Below are 21,587 nucleotides of genomic sequence, written 5' to 3'. Positions count from 1 at the left end.
TGGTTCAGATAGCAGGAGGTTCGGTGTGGCGCCTCAATACGACGCGGTCGTAGTCGGTGCGGGGTTCGGGGGCATGGGAGCTGGCATTCAGCTCGATCGGCTCGGCCTGAGCAATTACGTCATCCTGGAACGGGAGGACGATCTCGGCGGCACCTGGCACGTCAATCACTATCCCGGTCTGGCGGTCGACATCGCCTCGGTGACCTACTCCTACTCGTTCGAACCGAATCCGCACTGGTCACGGCTGTTCGCGCCGGGCGAGGAGCTGAAGAAGTACGCCGCGCACGTCGCCGACAAATACGGCCTGCGCCGCCGCATGCGCTTCGGCACCGTCGTCGACGGCGCGCGCTGGGACGAAGAGCAGCAGCACTGGGCGGTCTCGATCGCGGGCGGCGAAACCGTCACCGGCCGGTACCTGCTCACGGCGACCGGCTTCCTGTCCCAGCCCTACACCCCGCCGTTCCCCGGCATCGACTCGTTCGCGGGCAAGATCATCCACACCACCGCGTGGGAGGACGACTTCGACCTCACCGGCCGCAAGGCCGCGATCATCGGCACCGGCGCCACCGCCGTGCAACTGGTTCCCGAGGTGGCCAAGAAGGCGCGGGCGCTCACGGTCTTCCAGCGCACCCCGATCTGGGTGGTCCCGAAGATCGACACCGCGATTCCCGCGCCGGTGCGCAAGCTGTTCGAGCGGGTTCCCGCCACGCAGAAGGCCGCGCGACTGGTCAACACCAGCCTGCTGGAGGCGCTGATGGTGGTGGGGGTGCTGCACTTCAAGCAGGCCCGGCTGCTGAACAAGGGGGCGGGCGCGCTGGCCAAGGCGCACCTGCGGGCGTCGGTGCGCGACAAGCAGACGCGCAGGCAGCTGACACCGCACTACGACTTCGGGTGCAAGCGGCCGACCTTCTCCAACCACTACTTCACCACGTTCAACCAGCCGCACGTGCGCCTGGAGACGAACTCGATCGATCACATCGAGCCGGACGGCATCGTCACCGCCGACGGGCACAAGACCGAGATCGACACCCTGATCCTGGCCACCGGCTTCAATCTGTGGGACGTGAACTTCCCGGCCATCGAGATTATCGGCCGGGACGGGGTGGATCTCGGAAAGTTCTGGCGCGACAACCGGTTCCAAGCCTATGAGGGCATCACGGTGCCGAAGTTCCCCAACTTCCTCAGTCTCAACAGCCCGTACTCCTACAGCGGCCTGTCCTACTTCACCACCATCGAAGCCCAGATGAAGCACATGGGCAGGTTATTCGGCGAGTTGCGCCGTAGGGGCGAGACCACCTTCGAGGTCACCGAGCAGGCCAACGCGGCGTTCCTGGACCGGGTCACCGACAAGCTGGGCTCGTCGGTGTTCTACGGCGGCGACTGCGCCACCGCGCGCAGCTACTACTTCAACCAGCACGGCGAGGCCGCCCTGCTGCGGCCGACCAGCACGCTGAACGCGCATCGCGAAGCGGTGAGCTTCCCGCTGGAGGACTACGTCTACGGCAAGACCGCCTGAGGCCGTCGCGCGGCTCGCCCGAGGAGCGTGTCCGGCGGGCGAGCCGTTGTGCGATGAGGGAGTTGTGGCTGCCCAGCGGCGTGCGGGTGTGGCGCCCGCGCGGCGAACTGGCAGACTGTGGGGGTACTTGCCCATCCCACCCACGAAACTAGGGACTGACTTCGACGATGGAACTGCTGTTTCCGCTGCTACTGGTAGCCCTGCTCGTGCCGATGTTCCTCGGTGTCCGCCGTCAGAAGCGGGAAGCCGAGAAGGTCGCCCAGATGCAGGACAGCCTGAAGATCGGCGATCAGGTCGTCACCACGTCGGGTCTGTACGGCACCGTGGTCGAACTCGACGACACCACGGTCGACCTCGAGATCGCCGAGGACGTGGTCACCACGTGGCTGCGCCAGGCCATCCGTGAGGTGCGCATCGACGATCAGGTGAGCACCGAGGAGACCGGCTCGGAGACCACCGGCTCGGACACCACCGACGCCGTCGAGGAATCCGCCGAGCAGACCGAGACCCGCCTGACCAAGGACTGATCGCCGCGGTTGTGCCCCGGCTCGCCGGATGTCGCCGCGGCCGTCCGTCCGCGCACCCGGCGTCGCTGGTGCACGTCCGCATGTTCCATCCTCGACTTCCCGCCTAGGAGATGACGTACTGTGCCACCTTCCCAGGGATCGGCGCACCCGCTGCGGCTGCTCGGTGTCTATGCCGCGCTGCTGGCCGTGATCTATGCGCTGGTGTTCTTCACCGGTGACAAGTCCCCGACGCCCAAGCTCGGTATCGACCTGCAGGGCGGTACGCGCGTCACGCTGTCCGCGCGCACGCCCGACGGCAGCAAGCCGAGCCAGGACAGCCTGAAGAAGGCGCAGGACATCATCGAGAACCGGGTCAACGGCCTCGGTGTCGGTGGCTCCGAGGTCGTCATCGACGGCGACAACATCGTGATCACCGTGCCCGGCGACGACGGGCAGCAGGCGCGCGCGCTGGCGACCACCGCCAAGCTCTACATCCGACCGGTGCTGCAGGCCGTGCCCGCGGCGGGACGCGGCGCGACCCCGCAGACGGCGCCTGGCACCGAGCCCGCGCCCGCCGCGCAGCCGTCGGCGCCGGAGACGACGCAGCCCGCCGCGCCGGAGACGACCCAGCCCGCTCCGCAGCAGCGCGTGTTCCCCGCGCAGCAGCCGACGCAGCCGCCCGCCGCTCCCGGCCTGGAGCCGACCGAAGAGGCGAGCAAGGAGATCCAGGCGGCCAAAGCGGTGCGACAGAGCACCGATCCGTCCGTGCAGCAGGCCGCGCTGGCCGCCTTGGACTGCACCAAGGCCGATCCGCTCGCCGGCAACGACGACCCGGCCCTGCCGCTGGTGACCTGCTCGACCGACGGCAACGAGGTGTTCCTGCTGGACAAGAGCCGCATCGACGGCCAGGAGATCAAGGACGCCAGCTCGGGCCTGAACCAGCAGCAGGCCAGGCACGAGGTCTACTTGGACTTCAAGTCCGGCGGCAGCGACGCATGGGCGTCGCTGACCGGCGAGTACGTCTACAAGCGCGTCGCGTTCGTGCTCGACTCGAAGGTGGTCAGCGCCCCCGTCGTGCAGCAGGGCCCGCAGCAGGGCGGCCGCACCCAGATCTCCGGCAACTTCACCGCTACCTCGGCGAAGGAACTGGCGAACACGCTGAAGTACGGCTCGCTGCCGCTGTCGTTCCAGACCTCGGAAGCCGAGACCGTGTCCGCGACGCTCGGCCTGTCCTCGCTGAAGGCGGGCCTGCTCGCCGGAGCGGTCGGCTTGCTGGTGGTGCTGCTGTACTGCCTCACCTACTACCGGATGCTCGGTTTCGTCACCGGCTTGTCGCTGGTGGCCTCGGGATTCGCGGTGTACGGCATCATGGTGCTGCTCGGACGCTGGATCGGATTCACTCTCGACCTCGCCGGTATCGCGGGTCTGATCATCGGTATCGGCATGACCGCCGACTCCTTCGTGGTGTTCTTCGAACGCATCAAGGACGAGATGCGCGAGGGGCGCAGCTTCCGCTCCGCCGCTCCGCGCGGCTGGCAGCGCGCCCGCAGGACCATCCTGTCCGGCAACGCCGTCAGCTTCATCGCCGCGGCCGTGCTCTACATCCTGGCGGTCGGCCAGGTGAAGGGCTTCGCGTTCACCCTCGGCCTCACCACCATCCTCGACGTGGTCGTGGTGTTCCTGGTCACCTCGCCGCTGGTGCTGCTGGCCTCGCGGACGGCGTTCTGGTCCAAGCCCTCGGTGAACGGCCTCGGCGCGATCCAGCAGATCGCCCGCGAGCGGAAGGCGGCCGAGGCCGCACTCGGGAAGGCGTGAGGACGATGACCAACAGCCACACCACCCCCTCGCTGGACAAGACGAGCGCCACCGAGATCACCGACGTGTTCGCCGCGGTCGGCGAGTCGCAGACGCCCAAGCACGGCTTCTTCAACCGCCTCTACACCGGCACCGGCGCGATCGACGTGATCGGCAAGCGCCGGATGTGGTACCTGATCACCGCCGTGATCGTGCTGGTCTCGCTGGGCAGCATCCTCTTCCGCGGCTTCAACTTCGGCATCGATTTCGAGGGCGGTTCGCGCATCCAGTTCCCGGCGGGGAACGCGACCACCAGCGCGGTGGAGGACGTCTACCGCGGTGCGATCGGCACCGATCCGGTCTCGGTGCAGACCGTCGGCACCGGCGGTTCGGCCACCATGCTCATCCGTTCCGAGGCGCTGGACCAGAGGCAGGTCGAGGCGCTCAACAGCGCGCTGTTCACCACGTTCCAGCCCAAGGACAAGTCCGGCAATCCCAGCCGGGCCGCGATCAGCACCTCGGACGTCAGCGAGACCTGGGGCAGCCAGATCACGCGCAAGGCGGTCATCGCGCTGGCCGTGTTCCTCGTGCTCGTCGCGGTCTACATCGCGGTCCGCTTCGAGACGCACATGGCGATCGCGGCGCTGGCGGCGCTGTTCTTCGACGTCACCGTCACCGCGGGTGTGTATTCGCTGGTCGGGTTCGAGGTCACTCCGGCGACCGTGATCGGCATCCTGACCATTCTCGGCTTCTCGCTCTACGACTCGGTCGTCGTGTTCGACAAGGTCGAGGAGAACACCCACGGTATTCTGCACCTGACTCGGCGCACCTACGGCGAACAGGCCAACCTCGCGGTGAACCAGACGCTCATGCGCTCGATCAACACCGCTTTGATCGGCATCCTGCCGATCGTCGGGCTGATGGTGGTCGCGGTGTGGATGCTGGGCGTCGGCACCCTGAAGGACCTGGCGCTGGTGCAGTTGGTCGGTCTGCTGGTCGGCACGTACTCCTCGATCTTCTTCGCGACTCCGCTACTGGTCTCGATCAAGGAGCGATGGGGGCCCGTGGCGGCGCACACGAAGAAGGTCATGGCCAAGCGGGCGGGCGCGGCCAGCGCCCGTGCGGGCGTCGCGGCCGAGCGCCGGGCGAGCATGGCAACGGGTCGAGAGCACGAACCGGCGCAGCGCAAGCAGCGCGCGGCCGGGCAGACGCCGCGTCCCGGCGCGCGCCCGAGCGGGAAACGGCACAAGAGGCGGAACTGACACCAGGCAAGGGGTTTCATGCGACAGCCACGCAGTGCGGTACGACTGATCGGAGCGCTCGCTGCGGGGACGGTGGCCGCCGGGCTGATGGTCGGCTGCTCCAGCAAGAATCAGGTGCCCTCCATCGGTTACGCGACCGATGCCACCATCGCCACCTATAACGGCGCCAGCACGCTGGGGGCGAGTTCCGGGTCCTCTGCGGTGTTCGCCCGGGTGCTGACCGGCTTCTTCTACACCGGTCCGGACGGCCAGCAGGTCGCCGACACCGACTTCGGGACCGCCAAGGAGGTGCCGGGCGAGTCGCAGACCATCCAGTACCGCCTCAATCCCGACGGCGTGTACTCCGATGGTGTGCCGACCTCCTGCGACGACTTGGTGCTGGCGTGGGCCGCCCGCAGCGGCCGGTACACCAAGCCGGGTGACCGGGGGCCCGTTCCGCTCTTCGACGCCGCGAGCACCAGCGGCTACGACGCCATCGAACGGGTCGACTGCCAGCCCGGCTCGCGGGACGCCACGGTCGTGTTCCGGCCCGGCAGGCGGTATCTGCCCTGGCGCAACCTGTTCGCCGCCGGTGAGTTGATGCCCGCGCATGTCGCGGCTCGCGTGGCGAACGTGCCCAACGTGGTGTCGGCCTTGCAGACCGGCGATCCGAACGCGCTGGGCCGGATCGCGGAGTTCTGGAACACCGGCTGGACCATCCCGGCCGACGGACGGCTGGACCTGTCGCGGTTCCCTTCGTCGGGGCCCTACCGCATCGAATCCTTCGGCAACGAGGACGGTTTGGTGCTGGTGGCCAACGAGCGCTGGTGGGGCAACAAACCGGCGACCGGGCGAATCGTGGTGTGGCCGAAGAACGTGGACGTGAAGAAGAAGGTCGGCGAGAACGCCGTCGGTGTGCTCGACATCGGCGCGCACTCGGTGAAAGACCTGGATCTGAACGGCTTCTCGGTGCAGACCCTGCCCGGCCGCGGCGCCGAGCAACTGACGCTGTCCACCGGGGGAGTGTTCGCCTCCGTCGAGGCGCGCCGGGCGTTCGCGCTGTGCCTGCCGCGCCAGACGCTGTTCGACAAGCTCGGCAAGGTGCCGGACGCACCGAAGACCGGGCTGGGCTCCGGGCCGCTGAATGCGCACGTGGTGCAACAGGACGCCCTGCTCTACCCGGCGGTCATCGGCGCGTCGAACAACTACTCCGGCGGCGACGTGGCCAACGCGACCAGAGCCGTCGCCGCCTCGGGTGCGCCGAACCCCACCGTCCGGATCGGCTACCTGGGTCCGGACGACCGGCGCGCGCAGACCGTCGCCATGATCGCCGAAGCGTGCAAACCGGCGGGCATCACCGTGGTGGACGCCGCAGCGCCCGATTTCACGCCCACCCGGCTCACCGAGGGCAAGGTCGACGCCGTCCTCGGCAGCACCGCGTCGGCGCCCGGGCCGGCGGGCTCCCTGGCGGGAGTGGCCGCGGCCAGCGCGTTGCGCACCGGAAACGGTCTCAATTTCGGACGGTACGGCAGCGGCCGTTACGATGCGATCACCGATCAGCTCGGGGCCGACGACAGCGCGGCCGCACAGCTGAATCTGCTCACCGAGGCCGAGAACCTGCTGTGGGCGGAGCTGCCGAGCATTCCGTTGTTCGCCACCCCGCGCACGATCGCCTTCGGCAAGGGGCTGCGCAACGGGATCGCCGCCCCCAACCAGGCCGGAACGGGCTGGAACATGGACCGGTGGGTGCTCGAGCGGTGACAGACGGTGTGGGTGATGTGACCATGGAGAGGTGTCGATGAGCAAGCACGCGGCGATCGAGTCCGAGGATGTAGCCGCCGAACGGACCACAAGAGCCGCCGAGATGGTCGACCGCTTGACCCGTTGGCACGACGACTTCCCCACGCCCGGTGTGCGTTTCGCGGATCTCACCCCGGTGTTCGCCGACGCCGAGGGCTTCCGCGCCGTGGTCGACTGCCTGGCCGCGTGCGCACCCGACGCCGATCTGGTGGCCGGCGTCGATGCTCGCGGCTTCCTGCTCGGGGCCGGTGTCGCCGCCTCCCTCGGCACCGGCGTGCTCGCCGTCCGCAAGGCGGGCAAGCTGCCGCCGCCGGTGATCAGCCGGGAATACAGCCTCGAATACGGCACCGCCGCGCTGGAGATTCCCGCGGACGGCATCGATCTGGCCGGCCGTCGCGTGCTTCTGCTGGACGACGTCCTCGCCACCGGCGGCACGCTCGCCGCGGCGGCGGAGCTGTTCAAGCAGTCCGGCGCCGAGGTGGCCGCCGCCGCGGTGGTGCTGGAACTCGGCTTCCTCGGCGGACGCGCCCGGCAGGGCGACTACCCGCTGACCTCGATCGTTCAGCTCTGAGCCGCTACCGGCGGCGCGCGAGAGCCCGCCGCCGGAACTCGCGCAACGAATGACGTGGACCAAGCCCTCGTTCTCGTGGATGAGGTGTCGCTGCGGCTGGACGAGTGAGCCCGGCCGGGAATTGGGCCTGGCGGTGGCGATCGGCGCGTCGTTCTGACGAAGTGTGATCCGAATTGCACTGGCGCATCGGTCGGAGTTGTCGTTAACCTGTACAGGTCTTGTTCCCGTTGATCGGAGTTCTGCCGTTGCTCATGTGAGGTAGCCACCGTGCGGCCCGCATTCGCGCGCCGTGTCTCGTCGCAACCTCTGGGAGCTGGCATGACCAATCTGTCTTTTTCCGATCTCACTTTCGGCTGGCCGGACGGCACCCCCGTTTTCGAGGGGATCGACGCCGTTCTCGGCCCCGGCCACATCGGCCTGGTCGGCGGCAACGGTGCGGGCAAATCCACCTTGCTGCGGTTGATCGCGGGGGAGCTGAAGCCTGCTCGCGGGTCGGTCACCGTCGCCGGGCAGCTCGGGTATCTGCGCCAGGATCTCGGTCTGGGCGCGGGGCAGCGCGTCGACGCGGTGCTCGGCATCGCCGAGGTGCGAAAAGCGTTGCACCGCATCGAGTCCGGTTCGGGAAGCGGTGCCGACTTCGACCTGGTCGGCAACCAGTGGGATGTCGAGGAGCGGGCGCTGGCGTTGCTGGCGCGGCTCGGCCTGCACTACGTCGCCGACTCGGTGGCGCATCTCGATCGCACGCTCGACACGCTTTCCGGCGGCGAGACGGTGCTGCTCGGACTGGTCGCCGAGCTGCTCGCCGAGCCGGACGTGCTGCTGCTGGACGAACCGACGAACAACCTGGATCGGGTGGCTCGGGCACGGCTCTACGAGGTGATCGGCCAGTTCTCCGGCACGGTGCTCACGGTCAGCCACGACCGCGAGCTCCTGGAGCGGATGGCGGCCATCGCGGAGCTGCGCCACGGCGAACTCCGTTTGTTCGGTGGCAATTTCAGCGAGTACGAGCGGATCGTCGCCGCCGAGCAGGAGGCTGCCCGCGCCGCGATCCGGGACGCGCGCAGCGATGTCCGCAAGCAGGCCCGCGAACTCGTCGAAGCGCGCATCAAACTCGACCGCAGGCAGCGGTACGGGCAGAAGATGTGGGACCAGAAGCGGGAGCCGAAAATCGTGATGGCCGAACGCAAACGGCAGGCGCAGGTGTCCGCGGGCAAGCTGCGCAACAACCACATCGAGAAGCTGGATTCCGCCAAGGAACAGCTCGAGCAGGCGAAGGAGCTGTTGCGCGACGATCGGGAGATCCGGGTCGAGCTGCCCGATACACGGCTGTACCCCGGTCAGGACGTCATCGAGCTGGACGGAGTCGAGCTGGCGTGCGGGCCGACGGTGACCTTGCGGGTGTCCGGCCCGGAGCGGATCGCGTTGACCGGCCGCAACGGCGTCGGCAAGACGACGCTGCTGCGGCGTATCGCCGAGGAGGGGCCGAAAGTGCCGTGGCGGATGCTGCCGCAGCGGCTGGACGTGTTCGACGAGGGGCGGTCGGTGTTCGAGAACGTCGCCGCCACCGCGCCGCACGCGTCGGCGGAGCGGATCCGGGCGCAGCTGGCCCGCTTCCTGTTCCGTGGCGCGGACGCCGATGTCGCGGCGGCGGCGTTGTCCGGCGGTGAACGGTTGCGCGCGGCGCTGGCGATGCTGCTGCTGGCCGACCCTGCGCCGCGCCTGCTGTTGCTGGACGAGCCGACCAACAACCTCGACCTGCCCAGCCTGGAGCATCTGACCCAGGCGCTGGCCGGTTTCGAAGGGGCGCTGATCGTGGTCAGTCACGATGCGCGGTTCCTCGACGACATCGGGGTGACCCGGCGCCTCGAGCTCACCGCGGAGGGATTGTCGGAGACCCTGCTGACCTGACCCGCCGTCAGTCCAGCACTGCCGAGAGCCGCTTCGGGGCGACGAGCCGGTAACCGCCCCGGACGATCTCGGCGACCTCGGCCCAGTCCGGTTCCACATCCAGGCGCACGCCGATCCAGCCCCGGTGCCCGACGCAGGGCGGCACGAAGAACCGGGCGGGCTCGGCGGCGACCAGTTCGGCTTGCACGCCGAAGGCGGCCGGGCACCAGACCGTGGTGCCCGGCTCCCGGTGCCGGTCCTCCGGGCTCGCGACTCTTGACCGGCTAAGTTTTGGTCGAATAGACTAAAACAAAGAGAGGACGTGATCGTAATGGGATACGGACACTGGGACGACTCCGCCTACCGCGCGGCCAAGACCTTCCGCGCCGCTCGTGGCATCGATGACTTCGGCTACACCGCCGAGATGCGGGCCGAGCCGCACGCGAACTGGCGGGTGCACCCGATGCTGGACCCGCTCGGGATCGGCGTGCGCGAATGCCGGGATTCCGCCGACCACGCCAACTCGCTGCCGATCGCGGTGCTGTTCGACGTCACCGGATCGATGGGCCGGGTGCCGCGGATCATGCAGGACAAGCTGGGCACCCTGCACGGTCTGCTGCGGCGCAAGGGCTACGCGGACGATCCGCAAATCCTGTTCGGCGCGATCGGTGACGCGGACACCGATCGCGTGCCACTGCAGGTGGGGCAGTTCGAATCCGACAACCGGATGGACGAGCAGTTGCGGGCCGTCTTCCTGGAGGGCGGTGGCGGTGGGCAGAAGTCCGAAAGCAACGAACTGGCCGCCTATTTCCTCGCGACGCACATCGCGACCGACGCATGGGAGAAGCGGCGCAAGAAGGGTTACCTCTTCCTGATCGGCGACGAACTGAACAAGCCGCGGCTGGCCTCCCGGCACATTCGCGCGATCATCGGCGACGGTGTGCGCCAGGACATCTCGGTCGAATCCGTCTACCGTGAGCTCGCCGAACGCTGGCACGTGCACTACATCCTGCCCAACCAGTCGAGCTACTTCCACGACCCGGAGATCGCCGAGCACTGGCGCGGGCTGCTCGGCCAGAACTTCCTGCGTTTGGACGATCCCGCCGCGGTATGCGAACTCATCGCGCTGACCATCGGATTGGCGGAGGGGCGCGTCGACCTGGCCGGTGGACTGGCGGATCTGCGCGATGTCGGTTCCGCGGCCGAAGCAGCGTCGGTCGGCAAAGCGCTGGACGCCGATGACCGGCGGCCACGAGCCTTGCCGCGTGGGCGCGGCTGAAGGTGTGTGATGTTCGGTGCGCACATCATCGTCGTGGATCTCGGTTTCGGGGACGCGGGCAAAGGAGCGACGGTCGACTGGCTGTGCGCACCGGAGTCGGGATTCGAGGTCTCCGCCGTGGTCCGGTTCAACGGCGGGGCGCAGGCGGCCCACAACGTGATCGCCGAAGGACGCCATCACACGTTCGCGCAGTTCGGCTCGGGGACGTTCGCGGGCGTGCCGACGCTGCTGTCGCGGCACATGCTCGTCGAGCCGATCGCGCTGGCCGCCGAGGCGCGCGGGCTGGCCGCGCTGGGCGTCCACGACCCGCTGTCTTTGCTGCGGATCGACGGGCGAGCCCTGCTCACCACGCCGATCCACATCGCCGCCAACCGTGCTCGCGAGGACGCGCGGGGTTCCGCGCGGCACGGTTCGTGCGGGCGGGGGATCGGCGAGACCGCGGGCTACGCCCTCGCGCACGCGGCTCCCATCGTGGCGGATTGCCTGCGTCCGATGGTGCTGCGGCGCAAACTGCGCACGCTGGCGGCACATTACGGGCCGCTCGTCGCCCCGAGCGAACATCGCTTCGAACCGATCGACGACCTGGTCGAGATGTACCAGGAGTTCGCCGCGGCGGTGCGGATCGTCGGCGCCGACCAGCTGGCGCGGTTCGCGCGCCGGGGCACGGTGGTGTTCGAAGGCGCGCAAGGCGTCCTGCTGGACGAATGGCGCGGGTTCCATCCGCACACCACCTGGTCCACCGTCGAGCCACGCAACGCGCGCGCGATGCTCGCCGAGATCGGCGCGTCCGGCTACGTGCTCGGCGTGACCCGCACCTACCAGACCCGCCACGGCGCAGGCCCGTTCCCCACGGAGGATCCCGGCCTCGACGTGCCCGAGCCGCACAATACGTCCGGGCGTTACCAAGGCGAATTCCGTCTCGGGCATCTGGACACGGTGTTGCTGCGTTACGCGATCGAGGTCTCCGGCGGTATCGACGGACTCGCCGTCAATCACCTCGACGTGCCCGGGCGACGCTACGCCGCAACCGGTTACGCCGTGGACGGCGGCAGGTTGGATACGCTGCCCATCGGCCGGTGGCAGGACCTGGAGCACCAGCGCGAACTGACCCGGATGGTGACGCGCGCCGAGCCCGTGCTCGCCGAACTGCCCGACGACCCGGTGCCGTGGCTGGCCCGGACGCTCGGCGTGCCGGTCGTCCTCACCGCCGACGGCCCCGGTCGCCGTCACCGCACGCAGACGGCGTATCGCGCGGCGGCGTGAATCGTCCACGGCGGCACACCGCGAGAGGGGTCCACATGCCGGGAGGCTGGTCGGGCAGGATGGGGCGGCGTGGAGCAGTCCGTTGTGTCGGTGGATGTCGTGGCGTTGCGGTTCTGGGACGAGGACGGCGGCGTCCGGTTCGGGATCGCCCCCCGGGCGATGGAGCCGTTCGCGGGGCAGCAGGCCCTGCCGGGTGTGCTGCTCGGGCGAGGCGAGCGGCTGGCCGTCGCGGCGCGGCGAGCCGTGCACACCAAATTGGGCGTCCCGGAGGAAGCCATCGGGGCGGTGGGGCAGTTGGTGACCTTCGACGAGCCGAACCGCGACCCGCGCGGGCCGACGCTGTCGATCGCGATGTGGGCGGTGGTGGGACCGCACGAGGGCCCGGCGCGGTGGATCGAATTCGACGAGGTGCCCGAGCTGGCGTTCGACCACAATCGCATCGTCGGCGTCGCCCGCGGCGTTCTGACGCGGCTGCTGTGGAAGGACCTGACGTTCACCCGCGCGCTCCTCGGCGCGGAGTTCCCCGCGACCAGGGCGGTGGAGGCCGTCACGGCGCTGTCCGGGACCCGTCCCGATGCCGCGAATCTGAACCGGACGCTGGCGGCCATCCCGGGTCTGGCGCGCACCACCGAACGGCGCCGGGTCAAAGCAACCGGCCGGCCTGCCGCGGTGTGGGCATTCGGCGCGCCGGAGTGAATGGCGCGCACGCACCGTGGGGCGCTCGGGCGATGCCGCGTGGGGGTTCCCGAGGTGTCGTGCCGGCGTCGACCGAGGGCACCGGTCAGCGGCGGGGCGCGTACATGATGACCGCCACGCCGGCGAGGCAGATCGCCGCACCGAGGTAGTCCCAGCGATCGGGGCGGAACTTGTCCACCAGCACGCCCCAGGCCAGCGAGCCCGCGACGAAGACACCGCCGTAGGCGGCCAGGATGCGGCCGAAGTTCGGGTCCGGCTGGAAGGTGGCCACGAACCCGTAGGCGCCCAGCGCGAGCACGCCCGCGGCGATCCAGACGACGCCGCGCTGTTCCCGCCAGCCTTGCCACACCAGCCAGGCGCCGCCGATCTCGGCGAGCGCGGCGAGGGCGAACAGCAGCATCGAACGGGCGACGATCATGGCGCGGACGATACTGGCGCGTGGGCGGGCGGCGACATGAACCCGGCCCGACCTCGGGAACGGCGTAGCCGCGCCCGAGCACCGGATGGGAGACGTCGCGCACCGGCACGCCACCCTCGGTGCGGCCGAATATTCTCCACGCGTAGGCATGTCCGTGGACGGCGAGCACCGCCCCGCCCGCCTCCGCCGCCTCGTGGCAGCCCCGTCCGAGGTGAATCTTCGGCCGCAGTGCGAAACTTCGCGTTCACCTGGAAGCGACCACCCGTGAAATCGGTATATAGCTGTCGGCTATTCCGTGTTCGAGGCCTGTTCAGCGAGGCTACGGGCAATGTGGTGCGCGATGAAACGTCCATGAACACTGTCGCGGCAGGCTATCGCACGTGCCGGTCGGTCCCGCATGGTCGCGGTATGAGCCGAGCGCAACTGCTGGCGAAAGTCGTTGCCGTCACGGCGGCCGCGTTCCTGCCGCTGTCCGCCGCGGCCGGAGTCGCCCACGGGGATGCTCCCGCGGACAAAGTGGTCGTGATCGGACTGGACGGCCTGATGTACGACAAGATCGAGCAGGCACCGGCGCCGAATCTGCTGCGGCTCAGCGCTGCCGGCTTGCTGAGCCGTTCCTCCATCGCCCCGCACATCACGATCTCCGGCCCCTCCTGGGCCACCGTGCTGACCGGGGTGTGGGATCGCAAGCACGGCATCACGAACAACGAGTTCACCGCCGAGCCGTTCGCGCGGTACCCGACGGTGTTCACCCGGCTGGAACGGGCCCGGCCCACCGCGAAGACCCAGTCCATCGCCACCTGGGACCGGATCGCCACGATGACCGGCAGCGGCAACCCGCGCGCCGACGTCGTCGTCTCCACCGCGCCCGTACCGGACGATCCGGACGAGTCGCGCACCGACGCCGCCACCGCCGCGGCCGTGGTGACCGCGATCGGCAGATTCGCGCCCGACCTGTTGTTCACCCAGCTGGACCAGGTCGACCACGCGGGTCACCACGCGGGCGGCGCCTCGCGCGCCTACCTCGACGCCGTGACGCGCGTCGACGTCCTGGTCGGGCGCATCGTCGCCGCCGTGGACGCTCGCGCCGCCGCCCACCCCGCCGAGCGGTGGACCGTCCTGGTCACCGCCGACCACGGCCACACTCCCCGAGGTGGACACGGCGGCCAGTCCACGGACGAGACGACCAACTTCGTCATCGCTCGCGGCCCGGACTTCCGGCCCGGCGCCACCAGCACCCGAGCGACCCTGGTCGACATCACCCCGACCGTGCTCGACCTGCTCGACGTCGCCCCCGCCGCCGATCTCGACGGTCGGTCGCTGCGCTCCGAGCCCGGCTCCGGCCGGACGCCGTTCGCCGGCGCACAACCCGCCGCGATTCGCTGACCGCCCCTGGTCCCGCATCGACTCGCATTCCTGGCCGGATCGTGCGTCGCCGGGGCGCCGCACGGGTATAAGAGCTGGTAGGAGCAAGTTGGGCGACCCGCCGACAGCGTCGAAGCCGCGAGGGAGGCTTTCGAGTCCCACGCACGGACGGGTCCCGGACGCGGCACTCGAAAAGGATGACGGGAACCGCTTCGCAGCCGCGCCGGTCGCTGCTACCGGCACCCCGGCGGGCATCCTTCGTCCGCGGAACGGACGTCGGTGCTCCGCCCGGACTAAAGTTGGTGGTCCGGGAGGTTGCACCGGTCGGATAGGGTGGTCCGATCGAGGCGCGGAGAGGTGGTGGCATGACTCAGCATCTGGGCGAGGCGAAGGTCGAGCAATCGACGTCGGGCCCGCGGCCGAACGGTGCGGGCGCCACCGACGCCGCGCAGTCCCCGAAGCCGCAGGCGCAGGCGAATCCGGCGCCGCCGCGGCAACCCGGCACCTCCTCCGCCGTTCCGACCTCCGCGTCGCGCCGGGTGCGGGCCCGCCTGGCCCGCCGCATGACCGGGCAGCGCGGCATCGCGGCGGTCAAGCCGGTGCTCGAGCCGCTGGCCACCGTGCATCGCGAGCTGTACCCGAAGGCGAACCTGACGCTGCTGCAGCGCGCGTTCGATGTGGCCGACGAGCGGCACAAGCATCAGTTCCGCAAATCGGGCGACCCGTACATCACCCATCCGCTCGCGGTGGCGAACATCCTCGCCGAACTCGGCATGGACACCACCACGCTGGTCGCGGCGCTGCTGCACGACACGGTCGAGGACACCGGCTACAGCCTCGAACAGCTCACCCAGGACTTCGGCTCCGAAGTCGCCCACCTCGTCGACGGCGTCACCAAGCTGGACAAGGTCAACCTGGGCGCGGCCGCGGAGGCGGAGACCATCCGCAAGATGATCATCGCGATGGCCCGCGACCCGCGCGTGCTGGTGATCAAGGTGGCCGACCGGCTGCACAACATGCGCACGATGCGTTTCCTGCCGCCGGAGAAGCAGGCCAAGAAGGCCAAGGAGACGCTGGAGGTCATCGCGCCGCTGGCCCATCGCCTCGGTATGGCGACGGTGAAGTGGGAGCTGGAGGACCTGGCATTCGCGATCCTGCATCCGAAGAAGTACGACGAGATCGTCCGGCTGGTCGCCGATCGCGCGCCCTCGCGCGACACCTATCTGGCGAAGGTGCGGGCCGAGATCGTCAACACACTGGCCGCCTCCCGGATCAACGCGATCGTCGAGGGCCGCCCGAAGCACTACTGGTCGATCTACCAGAAGATGATCGTCAAGGGTAAGGACTTCGACGACATCCACGACCTGGTCGGCATCCGCATCCTGTGCGACGAGGTGCGCGACTGCTACGCGGCCGTCGGCGTGGTGCACTCGCTGTGGCAACCCATGGCGGGCCGGTTCAAGGACTACATCGCCCAGCCGCGCTACGGCGTCTACCAGTCGCTGCACACCACCGTGGTCGGGCCGGACGGCAAGCCGCTGGAGGTGCAGATCCGCACCCAGGACATGCACCGCACCGCGGAGTTCGGCATCGCCGCGCACTGGCGCTACAAGGAGACCAGGGGCAAGCACTCCACCGACACCGCCGAGGTCGACGACATGGCCTGGATGCGCCAGTTGCTGGACTGGCAGCGGGAGGCCGCAGATCCGGCGGAGTTCCTGGAGTCGCTGCGCTTCGACCTGAAATCGCCGGAGATCTTCGTGTTCACGCCGAAGGGCGACGTGATCACGCTGCCGCAGAAGTCGACGCCGGTGGACTTCGCCTACGCCGTGCACACCGAGGTGGGGCACCGGTGCATCGGCGCCAGGGTGAACGGTCGCCTGGTCGCCCTGGAGCGTCAGCTGGAGAACGGCGAGGTCGTCGAGGTGTTCACCTCGAAGGCGCAGAACGCGGGACCCAGCCGCGACTGGCAGAACTTCGTGGTGTCCCCGCGCGCCAAGGCCAAGATTCGCCAGTGGTTCGCCAAGGAGCGCCGCGAGGAGGCGCTGGAGAGCGGCAAGGAGCAGATCTCCAAGGAGGTCCGCCGCGTCGGGCTGCCGCTGCAGCGGCTGATGAGCGTGGACGCGATGACCGCGGTCGCCCACGAACTGCACTACACCGACATCTCCACGCTCTACACCGCCGTCGGCGAGCACCAGGTCTCCGCGCACCATGTGGTGCAGCGGCTGATGGCGCAGCTCGGCGGCATCGGCGACGTGGAGAACGAGCTGGCCGAGCGCTCCACCCCGTCGACGACGCCGAGCAGGCAGCGGGTCACCGGTGACGCGGGCGTGCTGATCCCCGGCGCTCCCGGCACGGTCGCCAAGCTGGCGAAGTGCTGCACTCCGGTGCCCGGCGACGAGATCATGGGCTTCGTGACCCGCGGCGGCGCGGTGAGCGTGCACCGCACCGACTGCACCAACGCAGGCTCCCTGCGTGAGCAGTCCGAACGGATCATCGATGTGTCCTGGGCCCCGTCGCCGTCCTCGGTGTTCCTGGTCGCCATCCAGATCGAGGCGCTCGATCGCACGCGGCTGCTGTCCGACGTGACCAAGGTGCTGGCCGACGAGAAGGTCAACATCCTGTCCGCTTCGGTGGCCACGCACGGCGACCGGGTGGCGATCAGCAAGTTCACCTTCGAGATGGGCGATCCGAAACACTTGGGGCACTTGCTGAATGTGGTGCGCAACGTGGAAGGCGTCTACGACGTCTACCGCGTCACCTCCGCGGCTTGACGCCGCCGCTCTTCCTGATAGCTATCAATTAGCTGGAAACGCAAGGGTTTTCGTCCGCCCCTGATTCCGCTACAGGGGTTGCCATTCGGGGCGCTGTGCCGGAAACTTGTCGGACCCTTCTCCGGAACGCGCCACCGCGTGTCGCGTTCAACTCGGTGTGTCCTGGAAGTTTTCCGTCGATGCGGCAGTAATAGCCGGAATCTGTTACGGTCTATTGCGTTTCATGGCGTTGAGGTAGCTGCGGCAGACGACTTGATTGCGGATCGCTATGACTGGATACTCGGCAAGACTCTCGGGGATGCTGGTAGCACTCGCCGTGGCTGTGGCGACCGCCGGTGTCGCCGCGGCGGAGCCGCCGGATCCCGCCGGTCCGTCCACGCGGATTCGCCTCACCACCTGCCCGGCCTTGTACGCCTTGGGGATTCAGGGCACCGGTGAGTCGTCGCCGGACGCGGCGCCCACCACCGACACCGGCATGCTCTCCACCGTGTTCCGTCCGATGATGGCGAAAGCCCCGGACACCGGGCTCGTCGATCGGGCCTATGTACCCTACGAATCCGGCTTCGGCGGCGCGACAGCCGGTGGCGCGGCACCCTATTCGGAATCCGTGGCCGGCGGCCTCGCACGTCTGCGCGGCATGGCCGCTACCGTCGCCGATGCCTGCCCGAACAGCCGCTTCGCGGTGGTCGGCTATTCCCAAGGCGCGCACGTCGCCTCGATGTTCGCCCAAGAGATCGGACAGGGCCGCGGTGTGCTGCCCGCCGAAAAGATCGCCGCGGTCGCGCTGTTCGGCGACCCGACCCGCAATCCCGGTGCGCCGCTGTTTCCCGGTGCGCCCGGCAAGGCGACGCCCGACCCGGCGCCGGGGACCTCGGGCGACCGGCTGGTGTCCATCGCCGCACTGCCGCAAACGCCTGCCACCGGCGGCGGCATCGGCCCGGAACGAGACAAGGCCGCGAACTTCGGAGCGCTCACCGGCCGGGTGGCGAGTTTCTGCGCGGCGGGCGATCTCGCCTGTGACGCCCCCGACGGCGCGCCCATCCTGAAGGCGGTCGCCAACGTGGCGGGCCAGTCCAAGCTCAGCGGCGGCGACCCGATCGCCTCGCTGGTGTCGATCGCGCAGGCGTTGGCGTTCACCTCCATCAAGACCGCGACCGAAGTGGTGAAGGGGGACATCCAAGGCAATTCGCTAGCCACCCTGTCGATCTCGCCGCGGAAGTCGATCTCGCAGCGCCTGGCCGACGCCTCCGACCCGCGCACGCCGCTGGATCTGCCCGCCGCGCTGCAGGCGCTGCTGAAAGTCGGCATGATCGGCTTGAACTCCGTGATCGCGGTGGTCCGCACGGTCCTCGCCCCGGCGAACATCACCGAGCTGGCCACCGCTGGACTGGCGAACCCGCCCGCCGCCCTGCTGTCGCTGGGCGCCAAGCTGCTCGGCGCCGTTCCCCAGCTGATCCCGCCGACCACCGGCGTCCGTCTGATCACCCAGGCGTTCGACGCGGTGGTGCAGAACATCACCGACAACAGCGAGCTGCTCAACACGACCACCTGGGTGCGCTACTGGGACACCGTGCAGCGCCACACCGCCTACAACAGCGCCACCGTCTCGGCGAACGGTGCCGTTCCCACCCGGTTCGTCGCGGACTGGTTCGCCGCGATCGCGCGCGACCTCGCCGACGCCTTCGGCGGCGAGGCCGAGCCGAGGGCGGTGCCGCAGCGGCAGCCGACCGGATTCTTCGGGGACGGCTCCGGCGCGTCTCCCACGCCGAGTTCGTCCGGTACGGGACAATTTCCGTTCGGGACAGGAGCCGATGGCGCCTCATCCAGCGGCGTGACATCGATTCCGCCCACCGACCGAACCGGCACACCCAGCACCTACCCGTTCTCCACGAACTGATCGCCGAGAGGGTCCGACGATGCGACACTGCGTGCCCTGCTCTGCGGGAATGGGGGAATGTTGAAGTCGTACAAACAGCTTTCCCGCTGGTACGGCGCTCTGGAGCCGGAGGAAGGCGCGCCGGAGGCGGGCGAGCGGGACGAGGCGAACACCATCGCTCCCGCGGACGACGACGCGCCCTCGCGCTACCCGGACCACATCCGCGACGACGCCGAGCCGTGGCAGCGCAGGCCCGATGAGATCCCGTCGGACCTGCCCGCGCAGCGCAGCGAATTCACCGGCGGGTGGTCGGATTGGGTGGTGACCGGCCGGGCGCCCGGCCCCGACGACGACTACGTCCCGCCGCGCCGGACCGGTCCGGCGCCGTTCCCGTGGGCAGGCGACGACGAACACGAGCCGGTCGAGCGGCCGCGCCCCACGGTGTCGCGCGCGCTGCGGCAAGCCGCCCGTGACCATCCGGCCGTCCGCAGGGCCCGGCTGGTGCTCATCGGGATCGCGGCGGTGGTGATCATCGCCGTCGCCGCGGTGGGCGTGCTGCTCCTGCTGCGCTCCGCCGCCGATCGCGCCGCGCTGCCGAGAGACACGCATATGTCCGAGTCGGTGCAGCTCACCGTCGGGGGCGCGCACGCGGCAGGCGATCCGCGCGCGGTGAGCGCGGGCGCCTGCCCGACCGAGCGCAGTGACGCGATCGTGCGCAGCGCGGAGGCGGGCGGCGCGGGCTCCGGCCCCGATGCGGTGCTGTCGTTCCAGTACGCCTACTACGTCGAGCGCTCGGGGGAACGCGCCCGCGCGGCCGTGGCCCCGGACGCCGACGTCCAGCCCGCCTGGGTCATCCAGCGGGGGATCGACTCCGTCCCGATCGGCACGACGCACTGCGTACGGATCGTGACGGTCGCGGACAACCGGTATTCGGTGGAGGTCACCGAATACCGGCCCGGCGGCGCGCCCGCCACCTACAGCAGGCAGACGGTCACCACCGCGGTGATCGACGGCCGCACCCTGATCACGGGTATCACGGCCGGATAAAGGAGAGCAGAAGCGATGGGAGAGGACTGGAGCCGCTGGCTCGACGAGGCGCCCGGGGAGGGCGCCACGTCGAGCCGGCCGGTGCGTTCCAAGGCTCCGGTGGTGCGGTTACGGCGCGGCAAGGGCGACGGTTCGGAAGCGGATCGTCCGGCGCCGCGGCCGATCCTGGTGGTCGGCGGGTGCGGTGGTGCGGGTACCACCACGACGGCACTGGGTCTGGCGGGTGAGCTGGGCACGGGGGGAACGCCGACGGTCGCGGTGGACGCCACGTCGGCGGGCAGCGATCTGGCGCTGCGCGGCGCGGACGAGCACCTGCACCCGATCAGTTTGCAGTCCTGGTTGTACGGACGCGGCGACGACGAGCCCGCGCCGTTGAAGGAGTGCCTGTCACGGGCGACCTCCGGCATCGGCCTGCTGTGGCGCGACGCGGCGCCGCTGCGCAGGCGTGCGACCTATCTCACGGTCGCCCGTGCCGTGCGCGACGCCGGATACACCGCCGTCTACGACGGGGGACATCCGATTGCCGCCCGGCAACTGCTGCCCTTGCTCGATGACGCGGATGTCGCTCTGGTACTTGCCATTCCGGCTCGCACCGACGCGGCCAACCGGCTGCGCGTGGCTCTGGAATGGCTCGACGACCAGTTCGGTGAGGCCGAGGAAGGACATGGCGGCGGCATCGTCGGCGACACCACCATCGTCGTCTCGCACCAGTATCCCGGTGACGACTCCCGGGTAGCGGATCATTTGCGCGAGCACCTGTCCGGGTGGGTCCGCGATATCAGGGAGATTCCCTACGATCCGCATCTGGCCCGCGGTGAACTCGTGCGGCACGCCTCGCTGGCCGCCGAGACGCGCCGGGCGTATGGGCGCCTGCTGGCCGGGGTGGCATCATGACCGCCGCCATGATTTTTCCGCGTCAGCCCGACCCAGCGCCCGCCGGTGTGATCGCTCCGCCGGAGTCCCGCCGTGCCGCCATCTGGGACCGCCCCGTGCCGGGCGTCGGCCGTGCGCCGCTGGTCTGGCTGCTGGGTGTGCACGGCGGGGCCGGAGCCAGTACCCTCGCGCATGTGCTTGCGCCCGCGGCGGATTCGGGCCGCCGCTGGCCCGGCGTCTTCGACCGCGAAAGTCCGTTCGTCGTCCTGGTCGCCAGGGAGACCATCGCCGGTCTGTCCCGCGCGCACGACCTTCTGCGCCAACATCTTTCGGGTTTCGCCGGTCCCTGCGACGTGCTCGGCCTGATCACCGTCGCCGCCAGGCCGGGACGGATGGCGCCCGAGATCCGGCGCTACCGCGACGTGGTCGGCTCCCTGGCCGGACAGGTATGGCAGGTGCCGTGGTACGAGGAGTGGACGCTGGTCGAACCGGAGCAGCTGCCGGTGTGGTCGCCCGGCGACCCGGTGCCGCCGAGGAAACGCAAGCTCGATCTGCTGGAGGAAGTCCCGCTCGATGTCCGGGAGCTCGGCGCCGACATCGTGGCGGCCGCTCGGACGGCACTGGAGGAGGCCAGCTACGACCGCGGGTCACCGGATCTGCGCAAGCCGCCCGATGAGTGAA

Annotated in this window: 19 protein-coding genes; 17 read left to right on the top strand and 2 right to left on the bottom strand. The window is 69.5% G+C overall.

The genetic code is table 11. The features are described from left to right. Nucleotides 1-25 precede the first annotated feature (25 nt). The 8 genes from ACH49X_RS03270 to ACH49X_RS03235 all read left to right on the top strand — a co-directional run bounded on the left by ACH49X_RS03270 (nt 26) and on the right by ACH49X_RS03235 (nt 9,336). Nucleotides 26-1,516: an NAD(P)/FAD-dependent oxidoreductase gene (locus ACH49X_RS03270; RefSeq protein ID WP_195082281.1), complete on the top strand. Its 1,491-nt coding sequence runs from the start codon at nt 26-28 to the stop codon at nt 1,514-1,516. A gap of 167 nt (nt 1,517-1,683) precedes the next feature. After that, a complete protein-coding gene (yajC, locus tag ACH49X_RS03265; protein ID WP_195082282.1) occupies nt 1,684-2,043 on the top strand; it encodes a preprotein translocase subunit YajC in 360 nt (119 codons plus the stop codon). A 120-nt stretch (nt 2,044-2,163) separates the two neighbouring features. After that, nucleotides 2,164-3,837: a protein translocase subunit SecD gene (gene secD, locus ACH49X_RS03260; protein ID WP_195082283.1), complete on the top strand. Its 1,674-nt coding sequence runs from the start codon at nt 2,164-2,166 to the stop codon at nt 3,835-3,837. Nucleotides 3,838-3,842: 5 nt separating this feature from the next. Beyond that, nucleotides 3,843-5,078: a protein translocase subunit SecF gene (gene secF, locus ACH49X_RS03255; RefSeq protein WP_357206733.1), complete on the top strand. Its 1,236-nt coding sequence runs from the start codon at nt 3,843-3,845 to the stop codon at nt 5,076-5,078. Between the two features lie 18 nt (nt 5,079-5,096). Further along, on the top strand, nt 5,097-6,818 hold the full coding sequence (locus ACH49X_RS03250) for an ABC transporter substrate-binding protein (protein WP_357206731.1): 1,722 nt from the start codon (nt 5,097-5,099) through the stop codon (nt 6,816-6,818). Nucleotides 6,819-6,855: 37 nt separating this feature from the next. After that, nucleotides 6,856-7,428, top strand: coding sequence for an adenine phosphoribosyltransferase (locus ACH49X_RS03245; protein ID WP_067811329.1), 573 nt, complete (start codon nt 6,856-6,858; stop codon nt 7,426-7,428). A gap of 49 nt (nt 7,429-7,477) precedes the next feature. Then, a complete protein-coding gene (locus ACH49X_RS03240) occupies nt 7,478-7,585 on the top strand; it encodes a DUF4291 family protein (protein ID WP_195082405.1) in 108 nt (35 codons plus the stop codon). A 161-nt stretch (nt 7,586-7,746) separates the two neighbouring features. Continuing rightward, on the top strand, nt 7,747-9,336 hold the full coding sequence (locus tag ACH49X_RS03235) for an ATP-binding cassette domain-containing protein (RefSeq protein ID WP_357206729.1): 1,590 nt from the start codon (nt 7,747-7,749) through the stop codon (nt 9,334-9,336). A 7-nt stretch (nt 9,337-9,343) separates the two neighbouring features. Here ACH49X_RS03235 and ACH49X_RS03230 read toward each other — a convergent pair whose 3' ends face one another. After that, nucleotides 9,344-9,523, bottom strand: coding sequence for a hypothetical protein (locus ACH49X_RS03230; RefSeq protein ID WP_397068724.1), 180 nt, complete (start codon nt 9,521-9,523; stop codon nt 9,344-9,346). Between the two features lie 123 nt (nt 9,524-9,646). Between ACH49X_RS03230 and ACH49X_RS03225 the strand changes: the two genes are divergently transcribed. The 3 genes from ACH49X_RS03225 to ACH49X_RS03215 all read left to right on the top strand — a co-directional run bounded on the left by ACH49X_RS03225 (nt 9,647) and on the right by ACH49X_RS03215 (nt 12,553). Then, nucleotides 9,647-10,594 (top strand): hypothetical protein, encoded by a 948-nt coding sequence (locus ACH49X_RS03225; RefSeq protein ID WP_357206824.1) that lies wholly within the window; start codon nt 9,647-9,649, stop codon nt 10,592-10,594. 9 nt (nt 10,595-10,603) lie between these two features. Next, nucleotides 10,604-11,857, top strand: a complete 1,254-nt coding sequence (locus ACH49X_RS03220; protein ID WP_195082287.1) for an adenylosuccinate synthetase — start codon at nt 10,604-10,606, stop codon at nt 11,855-11,857. Nucleotides 11,858-11,926: 69 nt separating this feature from the next. After that, nucleotides 11,927-12,553, top strand: a complete 627-nt coding sequence (locus tag ACH49X_RS03215; protein ID WP_195082288.1) for an NUDIX hydrolase — start codon at nt 11,927-11,929, stop codon at nt 12,551-12,553. 85 nt (nt 12,554-12,638) lie between these two features. Here ACH49X_RS03215 and ACH49X_RS03210 read toward each other — a convergent pair whose 3' ends face one another. Then, the gene (locus ACH49X_RS03210) at nt 12,639-12,968 is read right to left on the bottom strand and encodes a YnfA family protein (protein ID WP_323124443.1); all 330 of its coding nucleotides are present in this window, start codon (nt 12,966-12,968) and stop codon (nt 12,639-12,641) included. A 411-nt stretch (nt 12,969-13,379) separates the two neighbouring features. Between ACH49X_RS03210 and ACH49X_RS03205 the strand changes: the two genes are divergently transcribed. The 6 genes from ACH49X_RS03205 to ACH49X_RS03180 all read left to right on the top strand — a co-directional run bounded on the left by ACH49X_RS03205 (nt 13,380) and on the right by ACH49X_RS03180 (nt 21,586). Then, complete coding sequence (locus ACH49X_RS03205; protein ID WP_357206727.1) at nt 13,380-14,357, top strand: alkaline phosphatase family protein; 978 nt, start codon at nt 13,380-13,382, stop codon at nt 14,355-14,357. A 344-nt stretch (nt 14,358-14,701) separates the two neighbouring features. Further along, nucleotides 14,702-17,110 carry a bifunctional (p)ppGpp synthetase/guanosine-3',5'-bis(diphosphate) 3'-pyrophosphohydrolase gene (locus ACH49X_RS03200; protein ID WP_195082291.1) on the top strand — a complete coding sequence of 803 codons (2,409 nt, stop codon included), beginning with the start codon at nt 14,702-14,704 and terminating at the stop codon, nt 17,108-17,110. Between the two features lie 298 nt (nt 17,111-17,408). Further along, on the top strand, nt 17,409-19,007 hold the full coding sequence (locus ACH49X_RS03195; protein ID WP_357107879.1) for a cutinase family protein: 1,599 nt from the start codon (nt 17,409-17,411) through the stop codon (nt 19,005-19,007). Nucleotides 19,008-19,064: 57 nt separating this feature from the next. After that, nucleotides 19,065-20,033: a hypothetical protein gene (locus tag ACH49X_RS03190; RefSeq protein ID WP_195082293.1), complete on the top strand. Its 969-nt coding sequence runs from the start codon at nt 19,065-19,067 to the stop codon at nt 20,031-20,033. 15 nt (nt 20,034-20,048) lie between these two features. After that, nucleotides 20,049-20,927 (top strand): MinD/ParA family protein, encoded by an 879-nt coding sequence (locus ACH49X_RS03185; protein ID WP_195082294.1) that lies wholly within the window; start codon nt 20,049-20,051, stop codon nt 20,925-20,927. Next, nucleotides 20,924-21,586 carry a DUF6668 family protein gene (locus tag ACH49X_RS03180; RefSeq protein WP_067811318.1) on the top strand — a complete coding sequence of 221 codons (663 nt, stop codon included), beginning with the start codon at nt 20,924-20,926 and terminating at the stop codon, nt 21,584-21,586. Before ACH49X_RS03185 ends, ACH49X_RS03180 begins: the two co-directional genes overlap by 4 nt. The last annotated feature ends 1 nt before the right edge of the window (nt 21,587 follow it).

Origin of the sequence: Nocardia sp. NPDC019323 (assembly GCF_044389845.1) — a bacterium.
In the GTDB taxonomy this organism is placed as follows: Bacteria; Actinomycetota; Actinomycetes; order Mycobacteriales; family Mycobacteriaceae; genus Nocardia; species Nocardia implantans.
The sequence above is the reverse complement of the archived record's forward strand: the minus strand, read 5'-3'. Positions and strand labels throughout refer to the sequence as shown.